The 19965-nt window shown below is 58.5% G+C and carries 18 protein-coding genes; 15 read left to right on the top strand and 3 right to left on the bottom strand.

Translation table 11 applies throughout. The features are described from left to right. Window positions 1–8: 8 nt before the first annotated feature. The 3 genes from dapD to map all read right to left on the bottom strand — a co-directional run bounded on the left by dapD (window position 9) and on the right by map (window position 4407). Window positions 9–833, bottom strand: a complete 825-nt coding sequence (dapD, locus tag ACSBQS_RS21630; protein ID WP_004931932.1) for a 2,3,4,5-tetrahydropyridine-2,6-dicarboxylate N-succinyltransferase — start codon at window positions 831–833, stop codon at window positions 9–11. 42 nt (window positions 834–875) lie between these two features. Further along, window positions 876–3539 (bottom strand): bifunctional uridylyltransferase/uridylyl-removing protein GlnD, encoded by a 2664-nt coding sequence (glnD, locus tag ACSBQS_RS21625; RefSeq protein ID WP_033652507.1) that lies wholly within the window; start codon window positions 3537–3539, stop codon window positions 876–878. A gap of 73 nt (window positions 3540–3612) precedes the next feature. Then, complete coding sequence (gene map / locus ACSBQS_RS21620; protein ID WP_028127527.1) at window positions 3613–4407, bottom strand: type I methionyl aminopeptidase; 795 nt, start codon at window positions 4405–4407, stop codon at window positions 3613–3615. A gap of 345 nt (window positions 4408–4752) precedes the next feature. Here map and rpsB point away from each other — a divergent pair, with 345 nt between their 5' ends. The 15 genes from rpsB (at window position 4753) to rnhB (ending at window position 19927) form a co-directional block, all read left to right on the top strand. After that, window positions 4753–5478: a 30S ribosomal protein S2 gene (rpsB, locus tag ACSBQS_RS21615; RefSeq protein WP_016929891.1), complete on the top strand. Its 726-nt coding sequence runs from the start codon at window positions 4753–4755 to the stop codon at window positions 5476–5478. Between the two features lie 129 nt (window positions 5479–5607). Next, window positions 5608–6459 (top strand): translation elongation factor Ts, encoded by an 852-nt coding sequence (tsf, locus tag ACSBQS_RS21610; protein ID WP_033644872.1) that lies wholly within the window; start codon window positions 5608–5610, stop codon window positions 6457–6459. Between the two features lie 148 nt (window positions 6460–6607). Next, the gene (gene pyrH / locus ACSBQS_RS21605) at window positions 6608–7333 is read left to right on the top strand and encodes a UMP kinase (RefSeq protein WP_004931940.1); all 726 of its coding nucleotides are present in this window, start codon (window positions 6608–6610) and stop codon (window positions 7331–7333) included. Window positions 7334–7452: 119 nt separating this feature from the next. Further along, window positions 7453–8010 (top strand): ribosome recycling factor, encoded by a 558-nt coding sequence (gene frr / locus ACSBQS_RS21600; RefSeq protein ID WP_025160240.1) that lies wholly within the window; start codon window positions 7453–7455, stop codon window positions 8008–8010. Window positions 8011–8167: 157 nt separating this feature from the next. Next, window positions 8168–9373, top strand: coding sequence for a 1-deoxy-D-xylulose-5-phosphate reductoisomerase (gene ispC / locus ACSBQS_RS21595; RefSeq protein ID WP_046687715.1), 1206 nt, complete (start codon window positions 8168–8170; stop codon window positions 9371–9373). A gap of 268 nt (window positions 9374–9641) precedes the next feature. Continuing rightward, window positions 9642–10400: a (2E,6E)-farnesyl-diphosphate-specific ditrans,polycis-undecaprenyl-diphosphate synthase gene (gene ispU / locus ACSBQS_RS21590; RefSeq protein WP_033644874.1), complete on the top strand. Its 759-nt coding sequence runs from the start codon at window positions 9642–9644 to the stop codon at window positions 10398–10400. 9 nt (window positions 10401–10409) lie between these two features. Next, complete coding sequence (cdsA, locus tag ACSBQS_RS21585) at window positions 10410–11252, top strand: phosphatidate cytidylyltransferase (RefSeq protein WP_033644875.1); 843 nt, start codon at window positions 10410–10412, stop codon at window positions 11250–11252. Window positions 11253–11279: 27 nt separating this feature from the next. Further along, on the top strand, window positions 11280–12635 hold the full coding sequence (gene rseP, locus ACSBQS_RS21580; protein ID WP_025304033.1) for a sigma E protease regulator RseP: 1356 nt from the start codon (window positions 11280–11282) through the stop codon (window positions 12633–12635). Between the two features lie 35 nt (window positions 12636–12670). Further along, a complete protein-coding gene (gene bamA, locus ACSBQS_RS21575; protein ID WP_072627074.1) occupies window positions 12671–15097 on the top strand; it encodes an outer membrane protein assembly factor BamA in 2427 nt (808 codons plus the stop codon). 156 nt (window positions 15098–15253) lie between these two features. Then, the gene (gene skp, locus ACSBQS_RS21570) at window positions 15254–15751 is read left to right on the top strand and encodes a molecular chaperone Skp (RefSeq protein ID WP_004931958.1); all 498 of its coding nucleotides are present in this window, start codon (window positions 15254–15256) and stop codon (window positions 15749–15751) included. A gap of 3 nt (window positions 15752–15754) precedes the next feature. After that, on the top strand, window positions 15755–16777 hold the full coding sequence (gene lpxD / locus ACSBQS_RS21565) for a UDP-3-O-(3-hydroxymyristoyl)glucosamine N-acyltransferase (protein ID WP_025304030.1): 1023 nt from the start codon (window positions 15755–15757) through the stop codon (window positions 16775–16777). A 160-nt stretch (window positions 16778–16937) separates the two neighbouring features. Continuing rightward, window positions 16938–17393 carry a 3-hydroxyacyl-ACP dehydratase FabZ gene (fabZ, locus tag ACSBQS_RS21560; RefSeq protein WP_004931962.1) on the top strand — a complete coding sequence of 152 codons (456 nt, stop codon included), beginning with the start codon at window positions 16938–16940 and terminating at the stop codon, window positions 17391–17393. A gap of 3 nt (window positions 17394–17396) precedes the next feature. Beyond that, window positions 17397–18185, top strand: a complete 789-nt coding sequence (lpxA, locus tag ACSBQS_RS21555; RefSeq protein ID WP_033644878.1) for an acyl-ACP--UDP-N-acetylglucosamine O-acyltransferase — start codon at window positions 17397–17399, stop codon at window positions 18183–18185. 3 nt (window positions 18186–18188) lie between these two features. Continuing rightward, a complete protein-coding gene (gene lpxB, locus ACSBQS_RS21550; protein ID WP_004931967.1) occupies window positions 18189–19337 on the top strand; it encodes a lipid-A-disaccharide synthase in 1149 nt (382 codons plus the stop codon). Further along, a complete protein-coding gene (gene rnhB, locus ACSBQS_RS21545; protein WP_019455763.1) occupies window positions 19334–19927 on the top strand; it encodes a ribonuclease HII in 594 nt (197 codons plus the stop codon). Before lpxB ends, rnhB begins: the two co-directional genes overlap by 4 nt. Window positions 19928–19965: the final 38 nt, after the last annotated feature.

Below are 19965 nucleotides of genomic sequence, written 5' to 3'. Positions count from 1 at the left end.
ATTTCAATTTAGTCGATAGTACGCAATAACTCATTAATGCCGACTTTACCGCGCGTTTTGGCGTCGACTTTCTTGACGATCACCGCGCAGTACAGGCTGTAAGAACCGTCTTTCGACGGCAGGTTGCCGGAAACCACCACCGAACCCGCCGGCACACGGCCGTAATGGATTTCGCCGGTCTCGCGGTCATAGATGCGGGTGCTCTGGCCGAGGTAGACGCCCATCGAAATCACCGAGCCTTCTTCCACGATCACGCCTTCCACCACTTCGGAACGCGCGCCGATGAAGCAGTTGTCTTCGATGATGGTCGGATTGGCCTGCAGCGGCTCCAGCACGCCGCCGATGCCGACGCCGCCGGACAGGTGAACGTTTTTGCCGATCTGCGCGCAAGAACCGACGGTGGCCCAGGTGTCGACCATGGTGCCTTCGTCGACGTAGGCGCCGATGTTAACGTAAGACGGCATTAGCACGGTGTTGCGAGCGATGAACGCGCCCTGGCGCACGGTGGCCGGCGGCACGACGCGGAAGCCTTCCTTCTGGAAGCGCGCTTCGTCGTAGTCGGCGAATTTCATCGGCACTTTGTCGTAGTAGCGGGTTTCCGCGCCGTCCATCACCTTGTTGTCGTTGATGCGGAAAGAGAGCAGCACGGCTTTCTTCAGCCACTGGTGGGTGACCCATTGACCGTCGATCTTCTCGGCGACGCGCAGGGCGCCGCTGTCCAGCAGGCCGATCACCTGGTTTACCGCTTCGCGCGTTACGGTGTCTACGTTCGCCGGGGTGATGTCCGCACGGCGTTCGAAGGCGCTTTCAATAACGTTCTGTAATTGCTGCATGCTGTTCTCTTTCCTGATGTTGTCGGTAAAAAGTTACTTGTATCACATTTTATCGTTTGGGGTGAGGGCCTCTGTCAACCGTTGCTCCAACTTTCTGCGCGTTTCTTGGTCGAGCGCGCGCCGCTCGCCGTCGGCCAGGATAAACAAATCCTCGACCCGCTCGCCGATGGTGGAAATGCGCGCGCCGTGCAGCGACAGCCCCAGATCGGCGAACACTTCGCCCACCCGCGCCAGCAGGCCGGGTTGGTCGAGCGCGGTCAGCTCCAGGTAGCTGCGGCGATCGGTGTGGGTCGGCAGGAAGGTGACCTCGGTCGGCACGCTGAAGTGGCGCAGCTTGGAAGAGGGGCGGCGCACGCGCGGCGGCTGGTACTCACGCTGGGTGATGGCCTGCAGCAGCGCCTGGCGGATCGCCGCGTGGCGATCCTGCGCCAGCGGGCTGCCGTCCGGCTCCAGCACGATAAAGGTGTCCATCGCCATACCGTCGCGGTTGGTGAAGATCTGGGCGTCGTGCACGCTCAGGTTGCGGCGATCCATCTCCCCGGCAACGGCGGCGAACAGATAAGGACGATCCGGGCTCCAGATGAAGATCTCGGTGCCGCCGCGCGTCGCCTGGCGGCTGACCAGCACCAGCGGCTGGGTGGAATCGTGGGCCAGCAGATGGCGGGCGTGCCAGGCCAGCTGATTCGGCGAGTGGCGCAGGAAATAGTCGGCGCGGCAGCGGCTCCAGATGCGGTGCAGCGCCTCTTCGTCGATGTTGTCCATGCGCAGCAGCGCCAACGCCTGCAGCCGGTGGTGGCGCACGCGTTCGCGCAGATCCGGGCTGTTTTGCATGCCGCGGCGCAGCTGTTTCTCGGTGGCGAAATACAGCTCGCGCAACAGGCTCTGCTTCCAGCTGTTCCACAGGGTTTCGTTGGTTGCGCAGATATCCGCCACCGTCAGGCATACCAGGTAGCGCAGGCGAGTTTCGCTCTGCACTTCGCTGCTGAACTGCTGGATCACCGTCGGATCCTGGATATCGCGGCGCTGCGCGGTGACCGACATCAGCAGGTGGCAGCGCACCAGCCAGGCCACCAGTTGGGTTTCTCGCGAGTTGAGGCCGTGCAACTCTGCGAACTCCACCACGTCCTCCGCGCCGAGGATCGAGTGATCGCCGCCGCGCCCTTTGGCGATATCGTGGAACAAGGCGGCCAGCAGCAGCAGTTCCGGGTGCGGCAGGCGCGGATACAGCTCCACGCACAGCGGATGGCGCGGCCGGGTTTGCGGATCGGCGAAGCTCTCCAGCTTCTGCAGCACCCGGATAGTGTGTTCGTCGACGGTATAGGCGTGGAACAGATCGAACTGCATCTGCCCGACGATCTTGCCCCACTGCGGCATATAGGCCCACAGCACGCTGTGACGGTGCATCGGCACCAGCGCGCGCGACACCGCGCCGGGATGGCGCAGGATGGCCATGAACAGATCGCGCGCTTCCGGGATGGTGCACAGCGGCTGTTTCAGGTGGCGGCGCGCATGGCGCAGCTGGCGCACGGTGGTGGAGTAAATGCCTTTGATCTCGCGGTTGCGCACCATCAGGTAGAACATGCGCATGATGGCTTGCGGCTCGCGGATGAACAGCGTTTCGTCACGCAGATCGATCAGATCGCCGCGCAGTTGGAAATCGTCGTTCAGCGGACGCGGTTTTTCGGTGGCGTCCAGCGCCAGGATGGCCTCGTCGAACAGCTGCAGCAGCATGTGGTTCAGCTCGCTGACGCGCCGCGTCATGCGGTAGAAGTCTTTCATCATGCGCTCGACCGGCTCGTTGCCTTCACCTTCATAGCGCAGCAGCTGCGCGACGCTGAGCTGGCGATCGAACAGCAGACGGTTGTCGTAACGCGGCAGCACCAGGTGCAGCGCAAAGCGGATGCGCCACAGGAAGCTCTGGCATTCGTTCAGCTCGTTGCGTTCGGCCTGGGTGAGAAAGCCGAAGCCGACCATTTCGTCCAGCGAGGTGGCGCCGAAGTGGCGGCGCGCCACCCACAGCAGCGTGTGGATGTCGCGCAGGCCGCCGGGGCTGCTTTTGATATCCGGCTCCAGGTTATAGCTGGTGCCGTGGTAGCGCTGATGACGTTCTTGCTGCTCGTTGATCTTGGCGTGGAAAAACTGCGGCGAAGGCCAAAAGCCGTCGCTGAAGATATGTTTTTGCATCTGCAGGAACAGCGCGACGTCGCCGCAGATCATGCGCGATTCGATCAGGTTGGTGGCCACGGTCAGATCCGCCAGCCCTTCCAGCAGACACTCTTCCAGGGTGCGCACGCTGTGGCCCACTTCCAGCTTGAGATCCCACAGCAGGGTGATGAATTCGCCGACCCGCTGCGACTGTTGCTCCGTCAGCCGGCGCTGGCTGAGCACCAGCACGTCGATATCCGACAGCGGGTGCAGCTCGCCGCGGCCGTAGCCGCCGACCGCCACCAGCGCGGTTTCCGGGATATCTTCAAAGCCGTAGAACGTCCACAGCCGGCGCAGCAGGCGATCGATGAAGTCGCTGCGCGCCGCCACCAGGCTTTCTGCGCTGGAGCCGGCGTCGAACGCCGCCGCCAGCCACAGCTGAAACTGTTCCAGCCGCTGTTTCAGCACCGGGCAGGTGAGCTCGTCGTCGCCGTAGGCGCTGGGGGAGGCGGGCGGCATCGGCACGGCCGGGGCCGCCTGTTGAAGAAGATTGTCAGACATAGTGCGCAGCCCATAAAAAAGGCCGGCATAAGCCGGCCTGGTGATATTCTGCACGCGGCGTTCGCCGCGGTGCTTACATCTCGTGCGTAATGATGTTGGGGATGGTGTCATCCTTGCGCAACGTCATTATCTCGCAGCCGTTATCAGTCACCACAATAGTATGCTCATACTGCGCCGACAAGCTGCGATCTTTGGTTTTTACCGTCCAGCCGTCTTTCATGGTGCGGATGCGGTAGTCGCCGGCGTTGACCATCGGTTCGATGGTGAAGGCCATGCCCGGCTGCAGCACCACGCCGCCGTCGTCCGCGTCATAGTGCAGCACCTGCGGCTCTTCGTGGAACACTTCGCCGATGCCGTGGCCGCAGTACTCGCGCACCACGGAGAACTTCTCGGCTTCGACGAATTGCTGGATAGCCTTGCCCAGGGTGCGCAGACGGATGCCCGGTTTGACCATCTTCAGCGCCAGATACAGGCTTTCCTGAGTAACGCGGCACAGGCGCTCGCCCAGAATGGTCGGTTTGCCGACGATGAACATCTTCGAGGTGTCGCCGTGGAAACCGTCTTTAATCACGGTCACGTCGATGTTGACGATGTCGCCGTCTTTCAGCGTTTTGTCGTCGCTCGGGATGCCGTGGCACACCACTTCGTTCACCGAAATGCACACGGATTTCGGGAAGCCGTGATAGCCGAGGCAGGCGGAAATGGCCTGCTGCTCGTTGGTGATGTACTCGTGACAGATACGGTCCAGCTCGCCGGTGGTCACGCCAGGTTTGACGTGCGGCTCGATGATCTCCAGCACTTCGGCGGCCAGGCGGCCGGCCACGCGCATTTTTTGGATGTCATCAGGTGTTTTAATTGAGATTGCCATGAAATTCGTCCGCAGGTGTCGTTATCGTCGACAATAAGAAGCAGTGACTTATGGTATCAGCCCGGCCGGGGGCTGCCAAATTTCATTTCCTGACGCCCGGCGAAACGCAACAAAAGTTGGTGTCGGCGGCGGGTTTATGGTATAAAGCGCGCCGGCGATCCGTGTCTTGGTTCTTGTGACCTGGCGGGAATGAGCCGAAAATACTTTAACTGCACTCATTTTGTGTAAATAACACACACGTATCGGCACATCCGCCGGGGTGCCCTGAGGTGACTTGTCGCCGCCAGGGTCGGCGTTATGGGATACGTGGAGGCATAACCCCAATTAATCTATAGAGGTTTAATCATGGCAACTGTTTCCATGCGCGACATGCTCAAGGCTGGTGTTCACTTTGGTCACCAGACCCGTTACTGGAACCCGAAAATGAAGCCTTTCATCTTCGGCGCTCGTAACAAGGTTCACATCATCAACCTGGAGCAGACCGTACCAATGTTCAACGCCGCTCTGGCTGAACTGAGCAAGATCTCTTCCCGTAAAGGCAAGATCCTGTTCGTTGGTACCAAACGCGCAGCAAGCGAAGCGGTAAAAGACGCTGCGAACAGCTGTGACCAGTTCTTCGTGAACCACCGCTGGTTGGGTGGCATGCTGACTAACTGGAAAACCGTTCGTCAGTCCATCAAGCGTTTGAAAGATCTGGAAATCCAGTCTCAAGACGGCACCCTGGACAAGCTGACCAAGAAAGAAGCGCTGATGCGCACTCGTGAACTGGCCAAGCTGGAAAACTCCCTGGGCGGTATCAAAGATATGGGCGGTCTGCCAGACGCACTGTTCGTTATCGATGCCGATCACGAGCACATCGCGATCAAAGAAGCCAACAACCTGGGTATCCCGGTATTCTCTATCGTTGATACCAACTCCAACCCAGACGGCGTTGACTTCATCATCCCTGGTAACGACGACGCAATCCGTGCAGTAAACCTGTACCTGACTGCTGTTGCTGCCGCTGTGCGTGAAGGTCGTTCTCAAGATCTGGCCGTTCAGGCGGAAGAAGGCTTCGTAGAAGCTGAATAATAAGGCAAGCTCGTCACTGAGCCCTTATTAACCAGGTATTGACATATGTTGGTTAGGGGGGCCTGTAAAGGCCCCCTTTGCTTATCTGAATGAGAACTGTCTCCACGCGAGATAACCGAGGAAAAATAAATGGCTGATATTACCGCTGCCCTGGTAAAAGAACTGCGCGAGCGTACCGGCGCTGGCATGATGGATTGCAAGAAGGCGCTGGTTGAATCCAACGGCGACATCGAACTGGCAATCGAAAACATGCGTAAGTCCGGTGCGATCAAAGCCGCTAAAAAAGCAGGCAACGTAGCTGCTGACGGCGTGATCAAAACCAAGATCGAAGGCAACTACGGCATCATTCTGGAAGTTAACTGCCAGACTGACTTCGTTGCGAAAGACGCCGGTTTCCAGGCGTTCGCCGACAAAGTGCTGGATGCCGCTATGGCCGGCAAAATCACTGACGTTGACGTGCTGAAAGCACAGTTCGAAGAAGAGCGCGTAGCGCTGGTGGCAAAAATCGGCGAAAACATCAACATTCGTCGCGTTGCTTCCCTGGAAGGCGACGTGCTGGGCAGCTACCTGCACGGCGCGCGCATTGGCGTTCTGGTTGCGGCTAAAGGCGCTGACGAAGAGCTGGTTAAGCAAATCGCAATGCACATTGCGGCGAGCAAGCCAGAGTTCGTGAAGCCAGAAGACGTGTCTGCTGAAGTGGTAGAAAAAGAGTACCAGGTTCAGCTGGACATCGCCATGCAGTCCGGCAAGCCGAAAGAAATCGCAGAGAAAATGGTTGAAGGCCGCATGAAGAAATTCACCGGCGAAGTTTCTCTGACCGGTCAGCCTTTCGTTATGGATCCGAGCAAATCCGTTGCTCAGGTGCTGAAAGAGCACAACGCTGACGTGACCAACTTCATTCGCTTCGAAGTGGGCGAAGGCATCGAGAAAGTCGAAACCGACTTCGCTGCTGAAGTTGCCGCGATGAGCAAACAGTCTTAATGACTGTCGATGGAACCGCCGTCTGGCGGTTCCATACTATCCAGCCAGAATTACACCGGTGGCAGGCCCTGCAGCGTGATGCTCACCTCAGGCGCGTTTCATCGGCTGAAATCCCCACTACTAATACTGCTTCTTAGGACAGAACACCATGGCAACCAATGCAAAACCCGTATATCAGCGTATTCTGCTTAAACTGAGTGGCGAAGCCCTGCAAGGTGCAGAAGGTTTTGGTATCGACGCCAGCGTTTTGGATCGCATGGCTCAGGAAGTGAAAGAGCTGGTCGAACTGGGAATTCAGGTCGGTGTAGTTATTGGCGGCGGGAACTTGTTCCGCGGCGCGGGGCTGGCGCAAGCCGGCATGAACCGCGTAGTGGGCGACCACATGGGAATGCTGGCTACCGTGATGAACGGCCTGGCTATGCGTGATGCACTGCACCGTGCCTATGTGAACGCCCGCCTGATGTCAGCGATCCCGCTGAACGGCGTATGTGATAATTACAGCTGGGCAGAGGCTATCAGCCTGCTGCGCAACAACCGCGTGGTGATCTTCTCCGCCGGTACCGGCAACCCGTTCTTTACTACCGATTCCGCTGCCTGCCTGCGCGGCATCGAGATCGAAGCGGACGTGGTGCTGAAAGCCACCAAAGTGGATGGCGTATACTCCGCCGATCCGGTGAAAAACCCGGATGCGACGCTGTATGAACAATTAACCTATCAGGACGTGCTGGAGCGCGAGCTGAAAGTGATGGATCTGGCGGCGTTTACGCTGGCCCGCGATCACGGTCTGCCGATCCGCGTGTTCAACATGAACAAGCCTGGTGCGCTGCGCCGCGTGGTGATGGGTGAGAACGAAGGTACGCTGATCAGCAAATAAGGCTGTTCACACCTCTTTTTCGGAGCGCGTGACGCCAGGCGCCGCGCGCTCTTCGAGTACGATTACGGGCTATACTTGAGTATCGCCTGCCAAGTAACCAGCTTCCAAGGGTTTGCAACGTGACTAATGAAATCAGAAAAGATGCTGATTCACGCATGGAAAAAAGCGTAGAAGCATTCAAAAACCAAATCAGCAAGATCCGTACCGGCCGTGCTTCTCCAAGCATTCTGGACGGCATCATGGTGGAATACTACGGCGCCGCTACGCCGCTGCGTCAGCTGGCCAACGTGACCGTGGAAGACTCCCGCACGCTGAAAATCAACGTATTCGACCGCAGCCTGAGCCAGGCCGTTGAGAAAGCGATCATGAGCTCCGATCTGGGCCTCAACCCGTCTTCCGCCGGTTCTGACATTCGCGTTCCGCTGCCTCCGCTGACCGAAGAACGTCGTAAGGATCTGATCAAGATCGTGCGCGGCGAAGCCGAGCAGGGCCGCGTAGCGGTGCGTAACGTGCGTCGCGACGCCAACGACAAGGTCAAGGCGCTGCTGAAAGATAAAGAGATCAGCGAAGACGAAGAGCGTCGTTCACAAGACGAGATTCAGAAAATGACCGACGCTTACATCAAGCTGGTCGACGCCGCGCTGGCGGAGAAAGAAAAAGAGCTGATGGAATTCTAATCAGCATCGCGCAGAAAAAAAGCGTCGCCTGGGCGGCGCTTTGTTTTTTGTGGCGCAGATCCCGTTTCATCGTACTGAAAGATCATGGACAAGCGGTGTCCAAGGTTCCACACTGGAGCACCTCCGATCTCATCAGACAGTTATTCAGAGTGAACTCATGAAGCAACTGACCATTCTTGGCTCGACCGGCTCGGTAGGGACCAGCACCCTGGCCGTGGTCAGGGCGAATCTCGACCGTTTTGCGATCAAAGCGCTGGTGGCCGGCCGCAACGTTGCGGTCATGGCACAGCAATGCATGGAATTTCGGCCCGCGTTTGCCGCGATGGCGGATGAAAGCGCCGCGCGCGAGCTGCGCGCTATCCTGGCGGAGAACGGTGTCGCTACCGAAGTGTTGGCCGGGGAACAAGCGGCCTGTGAATTGGCCGCTTTGGATGACGTCGATCAAGTGACGGCGGCCATCGTCGGCGCCGCGGGGCTGTTGCCGACGCTGGCGGCGATCCGCGCGGGCAAGCAGGTGCTGCTGGCCAACAAAGAGTCGCTGGTCACCTGCGGCCGTCTGTTTATGGACGCGGTGCGGCAAAGCCAGGCGCAACTGCTGCCGCTCGACAGCGAGCACAACGCGATTTTTCAGAGTTTGCCTGAGAACATTCAGCGTCAGTTGGGATACTCTTCACTGGACAGTCATGGTGTTTCGCGCATCGTGCTTACCGGTTCCGGCGGCCCGTTCCGCACCACGCCGTTGGAACAGTTCGCCGCGATGACGCCGGACCAAGCCTGCGCCCACCCAAACTGGTCGATGGGCCGCAAGATCTCGGTGGATTCCGCCACCATGATGAACAAAGGTCTGGAATACATTGAGGCCCGCTGGCTGTTTAACGCCTCGGCCGAGCAAATGGAAGTGATCCTGCACCCGCAGTCGGTGATTCACTCGATGGTGCGCTATGCCGACGGCAGCGTGCTGGCGCAGTTGGGGACGCCGGATATGCGCACGCCAATCGCTCACGCGATGGCGTATCCGCAGCGTGTGAATTCCGGTGTGGAAGCGCTGGACTTCTGCCGTATCGGTTCGCTGACCTTCGCCGAACCGGAGCGTGAGCGTTATCCTTGCCTGTATTTGGCGATCGAAGCGTTCGATGCCGGCCAGGCGGCCACCACCGCGCTGAACGCGGCCAACGAAATCGCCGTGGCGGCATTTTTGCAGCAGCAGATTCGCTTTACCGATATCGCGGCGGTCAATCGCCAGGTGGTGGAACGTCTCGCGCTGCAGGAACCGACGAGCATCGAAGCGGTCTTAGACATTGACCGTCAGGCGCGCGCCGCCGCTGAGGAGCGGGTTCGCGCGTTGTGCGGCCGATCACGGTGATTATCCGATTTTGCTCGTAATTCGCGTGCGCCGCAGCGGGGCCGTTTGTTCATGCCCCGCTGAGGTGGTATAGTCTGCGCCACCTGTCAGCGGTTATACCGTTGAATTATGGCCCGATTGGCGCCTTGTGCGTCAATGGCGGCCCGGCTGCGCCGGGTGTCGCAAGGGCAGGCTGAAAGCCGTGTCGGGCACACGGCTTTTTTTGCGCGTAAGGGCCTGATGTTCCGGAAAGGCAGTTATATTTCTATTGAGGAAATAAGTACGAGTTATGTCGTCCGCAAACCAACAAGAGGCTAATCCATCTTCCCCGGGGCCGCGCCATGTCGCCATTATCATGGACGGTAACGGACGCTGGGCCAAACGTCAGGGCAAGTTACGTGTCTTCGGTCATAAAGCAGGGGTGAAATCGGTTCGCCGCGCGGTCAGTTTTGCCGCCAGCCACCATTTAGATGCGCTCACGCTTTATGCCTTCAGCAGCGAAAACTGGAACCGTCCGGTGCAGGAAGTCTCTGCCCTGATGGAGCTTTTTGTCCGCGCTTTGGATAGTGAAGTAAAAAGCCTGCATAAACATAACGTCAGGCTGCGAGTGATCGGCGATATCAGCCGATTCAGCGCGCGTTTGCAGGAGCGGATCCGCCGCTCTGAAGCTCTGACGGAAAATAACGATGGCCTGACGCTCAATATCGCTGCCAACTACGGCGGCCGTTGGGATATCATTCAGGGAGTAAGGGAACTGGCCGAACAGGTACGGGTAGGCGAGTTGCACCCGGATCAGATCAGCGAGGAATTATTGAACGAGCGGGTTTGCATGAGCGACCTGGCGCCGGTGGATCTGGTTATCCGCACCGGTGGCGAGCATCGCATCAGTAATTTCCTGCTGTGGCAAATCGCCTATGCTGAACTTTACTTTACTGATGTGCTCTGGCCTGATTTCGATGAACTTGTCTTTGAAGGTGCGCTGAATGCATTTGCACAACGTGAGCGCCGCTTCGGGGGAACAACACCTAACGGCGCCGATGCGTCCTAGGGAGAACTTTTGCTGAAGTATCGCCTCATAACTGCTCTGATTTTAATCCCGATCGTTATCGCGGCGCTGTTCCTGTTGCCGCCGTTGGCCTTTGCTCTGGTAACGCTCGTCGTGTGCATGTTAGCTGCCTGGGAGTGGGGCCAATTGGCCGGTTTTACCTCCCGTTCGCAGCGCATCTGGTTGGCGATACTGTGCGGTTTTCTGCTTGCGCTGATGATGCTCAGCGTCCCCGCTTACCATCAATCCGTGCCGCAGATAAGCGGCTCGCTGTGGCTGTCGTTGGCCTGGTGGCTGGCGGCGTTGCTGTTGGTGCTGTTCTATCCCGGCTCGGCCGCTATCTGGCGCAATTCGCGCCCGCTGCGTCTGCTGTTTGGCCTGCTGACCATCGTGCCGTTCTTCTGGGGCATGCTGGCGCTGCGCCAGTTCGGCTACGAGCAAAACCCGTTTACCGGCGCCTGGTGGCTGCTGTACGTGATGTTGCTGGTGTGGGGCGCGGATTCCGGCGCCTACATGTTCGGCAAGCTGTTCGGCAAGCATAAACTGGCGCCGAAGGTCTCACCGGGCAAAACCTGGGAAGGTTTGATCGGCGGGTTGCTGACGTCGGCGGTGATCTCGTGGCTGTTCGGCCGCTATGCGCCGCTGAACGTGGTGCCGACCACGCTGCTGGCCTGTTCGGTGATCGCCGCGCTGGCTTCGGTGCTGGGCGATTTGACCGAAAGCATGTTCAAACGCGAAGCGGGCATCAAGGACAGCGGGCATTTGATTCCCGGTCATGGCGGCATACTGGATCGTATCGACAGCCTGACCGCGGCGGTGCCGGTGTTTGCCTGCCTGATGCTGTTGGTGTTTTAATCCGTCGATGACGGAAAGTGAGGGATGATGGTCAGCGTGCTTTGGAACCTGGTGGCGTTTCTGATTGCGCTCGGTATCTTGATTACCGTGCATGAGTTCGGACACTTTTGGGTTGCCCGTCGTTGCGGCGTGCGCGTTGAACGCTTCTCCATCGGCTTCGGCCGGGCGCTGTGGCGTCGAACCGATCGCCAGGGCACCGAGTACGTTATCGCTCTGATCCCGCTCGGCGGCTACGTGAAGATGCTGGACGAGCGCGTGGAGTCGGTGGCGCCGGAGATGCGCCACCAGGCCTTCAACAATAAAACCGTCTGGCAGCGCGCGGCCATCATCAGCGCCGGCCCCATCGCCAACTTCCTGTTTGCTATCCTTGCCTACTGGCTGGTGTTCATCATCGGCGTGCCGAGTTTCCGTCCGGTGATCGGCGAAATCGCGCCGCAATCGATCGCCGCCAAGGCTGAAATTTCGTCTGGCATGGAACTAAAGTCGGTTGACGGCATCGAAACGCCTGATTGGGAGTCAGTTCGTCTGGCGCTGGTGGCGAAGATTGGCGATGCGCAAACCGAAGTCGGCGTAGCGCCGTTCGGCTCTTCGCAGGTGGTGACCAAAACCCTGGACTTGCGCCAGTGGAACTTTGAACCGGACAAGCAGGATCCCGTTGTCGCGCTGGGGATTATGCCGCGCGGCCCGCAGATCGAATCCGTGTTGGCGGAAGTGCAGCCGAACTCGGCGGCGCAAAAGGCGGGTTTACAAGCGGGGGACAGGATCGTTAAAGTCGATGGTCAGCCGTTGGGTCGTTGGCAGACGCTGGTGAAGCGTATCCACGATGGCCCGGGGCAACCGCTGGCTTTGGAGATTGAAAGAAACGGCGCCCCCTTGTCTTTGACGCTGATACCGGATACAAAGCCGGTGGGAAAAGACAAATCGGTGGGGTTTGCAGGCATCATTCCAAAGGTGCTGCCGCTGCCGGAAGAGTATAAGACGATTCGCCAGTATGGACCGTTCCCGGCGCTGTATCAGGCCGGCGACAAGACCTGGCAGCTGATGCGGCTGACGGTCAACATGCTGGGCAAATTAATAACCGGTGATGTAAAGCTGAACAACCTGAGTGGCCCGATCTCGATTGCACAGGGAGCTGGGGCGTCAGCCGGAGTCGGATTCGTGTATTATCTGATGTTCCTGGCGTTGATTAGCGTCAACCTGGGGATCATCAACCTGTTCCCATTACCGGTGTTAGATGGTGGGCATCTCCTCTTCCTGGCGATAGAAAAGCTGAAGGGTGGGCCGGTTTCCGAGCGAGTACAGGACTACAGCTACCGCATAGGTTCGATCGTGCTGGTGTTGTTGATGGGTCTTGCACTTTTCAATGATTTTTCCCGCCTTTAGGGGCGGGGATAGGTTAGGAAGAACGCATAACAACGATGGCGATGAAAAAGTTGCTCATAGCGTCGCTGCTGTTTGGCAGCGCCACCGTATACGGTGCAGACGGGTTCGTAGTGAAAGACATTCATTTCGAAGGCCTGCAGCGAGTTGCCGTCGGTGCGGCGTTACTCAACATGCCGGTTCGCGTCGGCGATACCGTCACTGACGATGACATCAGTAATACCATTCGTGCCTTGTTTGCCACCGGCAACTTCGAGGACGTGCGCGTACTGCGCGATGGTAATACCTTGATCGTGCAGGTGAAGGAACGTCCTACCATCGCCAGCATCACTTTCTCCGGCAACAAGTCGGTGAAGGATGACATGCTCAAGCAAAACCTGGAAGCCTCCGGCGTCCGGGTGGGCGAGGCGCTCGACCGCACCACGATTTCCAGCATTGAAAAAGGGCTGGAAGACTTCTACTACAGCGTCGGTAAATACAGCGCCTCGGTGAAAGCCGTAGTCACGCCGTTGCCGCGCAACCGTGTCGACCTGAAGCTGGTGTTCACGGAAGGGGTCTCCGCCAAGATTCAACAAATCAACATCGTCGGCAACCACGCCTTCACCAACGACGAACTGATCTCGCGCTTCCAGCTGCGTGACGAAGTGCCGTGGTGGAACCTGGTCGGCGATCGCAAATACCAGAAGCAAAAACTGGCGGGCGATCTCGAAACCCTGCGCAGCTTCTATCTGGATCGCGGCTATGCCCGCTTTAACATCGATTCTACCCAGGTGAGCCTGACGCCGGATAAAAAAGGCATCTACATCACCATCAACATCACCGAAGGCGATCAGTACAAGCTTTCTGATGTTGTCGTGAACGGCAACCTGGCCGGCCACTCGGCGGAAGTCGCTCAGATCACCAAAATCGAGCCGGGCGAGCTGTATAACGGCAGCAAAGTGACCAAAATGGAAGACAACATCAAAACGATGTTGGGCCGTTATGGTTACGCCTACCCGCGCGTCGGCACCCAGCCGGAGATCAATGACGCGGATAAAACCGTCAAGCTGCACGTCAACGTTGACGCGGGCAACCGTTTCTACGTGCGCCGCATCAAGTTCGAAGGCAACGACACCAGCAAGGATTCCGTACTGCGTCGCGAAATGCGCCAGATGGAAGGCGCCTGGCTCGGCAACGAGCAGGTCGAGCAGGGCAAGGAGCGTCTGAACCGCCTGGGCTACTTCGAAACGGTCGATGTGGAAACCCAGCGCGTGCCGGGCACTGCCGATCAGGTCGACGTGACCTACAAGGTGAAAGAACGCAATACCGGTACCTTTAACTTCGGCGTCGGTTACGGCACCGAGAGCGGCGTCAGCTTCCAGGCCGGCGTGCAGCAGGATAACTGGTTGGGTACCGGCTACTCGGTCGGCATCAGCGGCACCAAGAACGATTACCAGACGTATACCGAATTCTCGGTCACCAACCCGTACTTCACCGTTGACGGTGTGAGCCTGGGCGGCCGCGTCTTCTACAACGACTTTAAAGCGGATAACGCGGACCTGTCCGACTACACTAACAAGAGTTACGGTGTTGACGGCACGCTGGGCTTCCCGATCAACGAAAACAACTCGTTGCGCACCGGCCTGGGCTATGTCCACAACGGCCTGTCGAACATGCAGCCGCAGATCGCCATGTGGCGTTACCTCGACTCGATGGGGGTGGATGCGAACAAGACCGACCGCGCCAGCTACTCGACGGACGACTTTACCCTGAACCTGGGCTGGACCTACAACAACCTGGACCGCGGCTACTTCCCGACTTCGGGTAACCGCACCACGTTGAACGGCAAGGTCACCATTCCGGGCTCGGACAACGAATACTACAAGGTGACGCTGGACAGCGTACAGTACGTGCCGATCAACGACGACCGCACCTGGGTGCTGTTGGGTCGCGGCCGTCTGGGTTACGCGGATGGGCTGGGCGGCAAGGAAATGCCGTTCTACGAGAACTTCTACGCCGGTGGTTCGAGCACCGTGCGTGGCTTCCAGTCCAACACCATTGGTCCGAAGGCGGTGTACTACAACTCCAATTCGTACCAGTGCCAGTTCAACGCCGGCAGCACCACCGATCGTCAGAGCATCTGTGGCTCGGATGACGCGGTGGGCGGTAACGCCATGGCGGTCGCCAGCCTGGAGCTGATCACCCCAACGCCGTTCATCAGCGACAAATACGCCAACTCGGTGCGGACCTCGCTGTTCATCGATGCGGGTACCGTGTGGGATACCAAGTGGAAGAATACCAACGAGACGCTGATGTACGGCGTGCCGGACTACAGCAAGGCCAGCAATATTCGTTCTTCCGCCGGTATCGCGCTGCAGTGGATGTCGCCATTGGGGCCATTGGTGTTCTCTTACGCCAACCCGATCAAGAAATACGAAGGCGACAAGTCCGAACAGTTCCAGTTTAACATCGGTAAGACCTGGTAACGGGTCTCGCCTCTGGGCATAACAGTTATTAAGAATCGCAATGGCCAGGCGCCCGCCGGCAGAGGGAGATGATTCTCATTGTTTGGTGGGACAAGTCTGGCAAATTGTGTACTTCAGTGTCATATGACACAAATGGGTGATGGTAAGGAGTTTATAGTGAAAAAGTGGTTGTGTGCCGCAGGCCTCGGTTTAGCAATGGCTGCTTCAGCTGGCGTTCAGGCAGCAGATAAGATCGCTGTCGTTAACGTCTCCAGCATTTTCCAACAGCTGCCGGCCCGTGAAGCGGTCGCTAAACAGCTGGAAAACGAGTTTAAAGGCCGTGCAAGCGAACTCCAGAACATGGAACGTAGCCTGCAGACCAAAATGCAACGTCTGCAGCGTGACGGCGCTACCATGAAAGCCAGCGACCGCAGCAAGTTGGAAAAAGACGTGATGGCGCAGCGCGAGCAGTTCTCTCAGAAAGCCCAGGCTTTCGAGCAGGACAACCGTCGTCGCCAGATGGAAGAGCGTAACAAGATCCTGAGCCGCATTCAGGACGCGGTGAAATCTGTCGCGAGCAAAGGCGGTTATGACGTGGTGATCGACGCCAACGCCGTTGCCTATGCAGACTCTTCCAAAGATATCACTGCTGACGTGCTGAAACAGGTTAAATAACACATGCTTTCAATTCGACTGGCTGATTTAGCGCAGCAGTTGGATGCACAATTGCACGGTGATGGCGATCTCGTCATCACCGGCATTGCTTCTATGCATTCGGCACAGCCTGGCCAAATCACGTTTTTGTCAAACAGCCGCTATCAAGAGCAGCTGTCTTCCTGCCAGGCAAGCGCCGTGGTGCTTACCGAAGCGGATTTACCACACTGCCGTGCTGCGGCGCTGGTGGTTAAGAACCCTTACCTGACCTATGCGCGCATGGCGCAGCTGATGGACACCACGCCGTCGCCGGCTCAGGATATCGCGCCAAGCGCGGTGATCTCGCCTGAAGCGCAGCTGGGGCAGAATGTCGCCATTGGGGCGAACGCGGTGATCGAGTCGGGTGCGGTGCTTGGCGATAACGTGGTTATCGGCCCGGGCTGCTTCATCGGCAAACACGCACGCATCGGCGCGGGAACGCGTCTGTGGGCGAACGTAACGATTTATCATGCGGTCGAAATCGGCCAGCGCTGCCTGATTCAGTCGGGCACCGTGATCGGCGCAGACGGTTTCGGCTATGCGAATGAGCGCGGCGAGTGGATCAAGATCCCTCAGTTGGGCACGGTGATTATCGGCGATCGCGTCGAAATCGGCGCTTGCACCACCATTGACCGCGGCGCTTTGGATAACACCCAAATCGGGAATGGTGTTATCATCGACAACCAATGCCAGATTGCACATAACGTCGTGATTGGCGACAATACCGCCGTCGCCGGCGGTGTGATCATGGCCGGCAGCCTGAAAATCGGCCGCTACTGCCAGATTGGCGGCGCCAGCGTGATCAACGGTCACATGGAAATTGCCGACAAGGTTGTTGTTACCGGAATGGGAATGGTTATGCGACCAATCACCGAACCTGGGGTATACTCTTCGGGCATTCCGTTGCAGCCTAACAAGGTTTGGCGTAAAACCGCTGCGTTGGTAATGAATATCGATGAGATCAGCAAGCGCTTGAAAGCTGTCGAACGTAAAGTCGGAAAAGACTAGTCATTGCCGCCCGCTCTCGCGGGTACAAAACGAAACGCGTTGGTCGTGAGACCAAAAGCGCAAAGAGATGTTAATTTGCGGCCTGCATGATGATCTCCTTTTGGGGTCAGCGCAGGCCGTGTTGTTGATGCCATCAGTTTTTAGAGACAGGAAGAGTATTTTGACTACTGACACTCATACTCTGGATATTGCAGAAATTTTGGATCTGCTTCCTCACCGTTACCCGTTCTTGCTGGTCGACCGCGTCCTCGAGTTTGAAGAGCACAAATATCTGCGTGCGGTGAAGAACGTATCGGTGAATGAACCGTTTTTCCAGGGCCACTTCCCTGGCAAACCGATTTTCCCAGGCGTATTGATCCTGGAAGCCATGGCGCAGGCCACCGGCATCCTGGCGTTTAAAAGCGTCGGCAAACTGGAACCGGGCGAGCTGTATTACTTCGCCGGTATCGATGAAGCTCGCTTCAAGCGCCCTGTGGTGCCAGGCGATCAGATGGTCATGGAAGTCACCTTCGAGAAAACTCGCCGCGGTCTGACTCGCTTCAAAGGCGTGGCGACCGTTGACGGTAAAATTGTCTGCGAAGCAACCATGATGTGTGCCCGCAGCCGGGAGGCTTAATCCGTGATTGACCAAACCGCCTTTATCCATCCTAGCGCGATAGTCGAAGAAGGCGCCGTGATTGGCGCCGGCGTGCATATCGGCCCTTTCTGCTACGTCGGCTCCCAGGTGGAAATCGGCGCCGGCACGGTGCTGAAATCCCACGTGGTGGTGAACGGCATTACCAAGATTGGCCGCGATAACCAGATTTATCAGTTCGCCTCTATCGGCGAAGTGAATCAGGATCTGAAATACGCGGGCGAGCCGACGCGTGTGGAAGTGGGCGATCGCAATCGCATCCGCGAAAGCGTCACCATCCACCGCGGCACCGCGCAGGGCACCGGCCTGACCAAAGTGGGCAACGATAACCTGCTGATGGTCAACGTGCACGTCGCCCACGACTGTGTAGTTGGCAACGCTTGCGTGCTGGCCAACAACGCCACGCTGGCGGGGCATGTGGAAATCGACGATCACGCCATCATCGGCGGCATGACGGCGATCCATCAGTTCTGCATTATCGGCGCGCATGTGATGGTAGGCGGTTGTTCCGGTGTCGCTCAGGATGTGCCTCCGTTCGTCATCGCTCAGGGCAACCACGCTACGCCGTTCGGCGTCAACGCGGTCGGCCTCAAGCGCCGCGGTTTTGACAAGGATGAAATGCAGGCGATCCGCAACGCCTACAAAATCCTGTATCGCAGCGAAAAAACGCTGGATGAAGCGAAAGCGGAAATCGAAGCCCTGGCCAAAGAGCAGCCGGTGGTGCAGCAGTACCTCGATTTCTTCACCCGTTCTACCCGTGGCATCATTCGCTGAGTTATGTCGAATCGTCCATTGACTATCGGATTGGTCGCCGGAGAAACCTCCGGTGACATTCTCGGCGCCGGTTTGATCCGTGCGCTCAAGGCGCAGATCCCTGACGCGCGTTTCGTTGGCGTCGCCGGCCCGCTGATGCAGGCCGAAGGGTGCGAAGCCTGGTACGAAATGGAAGAGCTGGCGGTAATGGGCGTGGTGGAAGTGCTCGAGCGCTTGCCACGCCTGTTGAAGATCCGCAAGGATCTCACCCGCCGCTTCGGTGAGCTGCGGCCGGACGTGTTTGTCGGCATCGACGCGCCGGACTTCAACATCACGCTGGAAGGCCGCCTCAAGCAGCGCGGCATTCGCACCATCCACTATGTCAGCCCTTCCGTGTGGGCCTGGCGACAAAAGCGCGTTTTCAAAATAGGCAAAGCCACCGATTTGGTGCTGGCCTTTCTCCCTTTCGAAAAAGCGTTTTACGATCGTTTCAACGTCCCCTGCCGGTTTATCGGTCACACCATGGCGGACGCTATGCCGCTGCAGCCCGATCGGTTGGCGGCGCGCGCTCAGCTTGGCATCGCTCCGCAGGCGCGCTGTTTGGCCTTGTTGCCGGGCAGCCGCGGTGCCGAAGTCGAGATGCTGAGCGCCGACTTCCTCAAAACCGCGCAGCTGCTGCGTACGCGTTATCCCGAGCTGGAAGTGGTGGTGCCGCTGGTCAACGCCAAACGGCGTGAGCAGTTTGAGCGCATCAAGGCCGAAGTGGCGCCGGATCTGACCGTACACCTGCTGAATGGGCAGGGGCGTGAAGCGATGATCGCCAGCGACGCGGCGCTGCTGGCATCCGGCACGGCGGCGCTGGAATGCATGCTGGCCAAGTGCCCGATGGTCGTGGGCTATCGCATGAAGCCGTTCACTTTCTGGTTGGCGCAGAAGCTGGTGAAAACGCCTTATGTCTCGCTGCCGAATCTGCTGGCGGGGCGGGAGATCGTCACCGAACTGCTGCAGCATGACTGCGTCCCGGACAAACTGGCTGCCGCCGTGATGCCGCTGCTGGAAGAGAGCCCGGAAACCGACGCGCTGAAACAGACTTTCCTTACCTTGCACCAAAGCATCCGTTGCGGTGCGGACGAACAGGCCGCTCAGGCTGTGTTGGAGCTGGCGAAAGCATGATTGAACCCTTTATCTATCCCGCTGCCACGCTGATTGCCGGTGTGGACGAAGTGGGCCGCGGCCCGTTGGTCGGCGCAGTGGTCACCGCCGCCGTGATCCTCGATCCGGCGCAGCCGATCGTCGGGCTGGCAGACTCCAAAAAGCTCAGTGAAAAACGCCGTCTGGCGCTGTATGACGAAATCGTCGCCAAAGCGCTCTCCTGGAGCCTGGGGCGCGCCGAACCGGCGGAAATCGACCAGCTGAACATTTTGCACGCCACCATGTTGGCGATGCAGCGCGCGGTGGCCGGGTTGCATATCGCGCCGGACATGGTTTTAATCGACGGTAACCGTTGCCCGAGCTTGCCGATGCGTTCGCAGGCGGTGGTGAAGGGCGACAGCCGCGTGGCGGAGATCAGCGCGGCGTCCATTCTGGCGAAGGTCACGCGCGATCGCGAAATGGCCGAGCTGGACAGCGAGTTCCCGGACTACGGTTTCGCGCAGCATAAAGGCTACCCGACCGCCTTCCACCTGGAGCGGCTGGCCGCGCTGGGCGCCACCGAGCATCATCGCCGCAGCTTCGCGCCGGTGAAAAGGGCGCTCGCGCTGTAGCCTGCGAGCCTGACCGGCTCGACGATAGCATTAACCCG

It is taken from the genome of Serratia sp. H402Y, from assembly GCF_051172415.1.
Classification (GTDB): domain Bacteria; phylum Pseudomonadota; class Gammaproteobacteria; order Enterobacterales; family Enterobacteriaceae; genus Serratia; species Serratia ureilytica.
The sequence above is the reverse complement of the archived record's forward strand: the minus strand, read 5'-3'. Positions and strand labels throughout refer to the sequence as shown.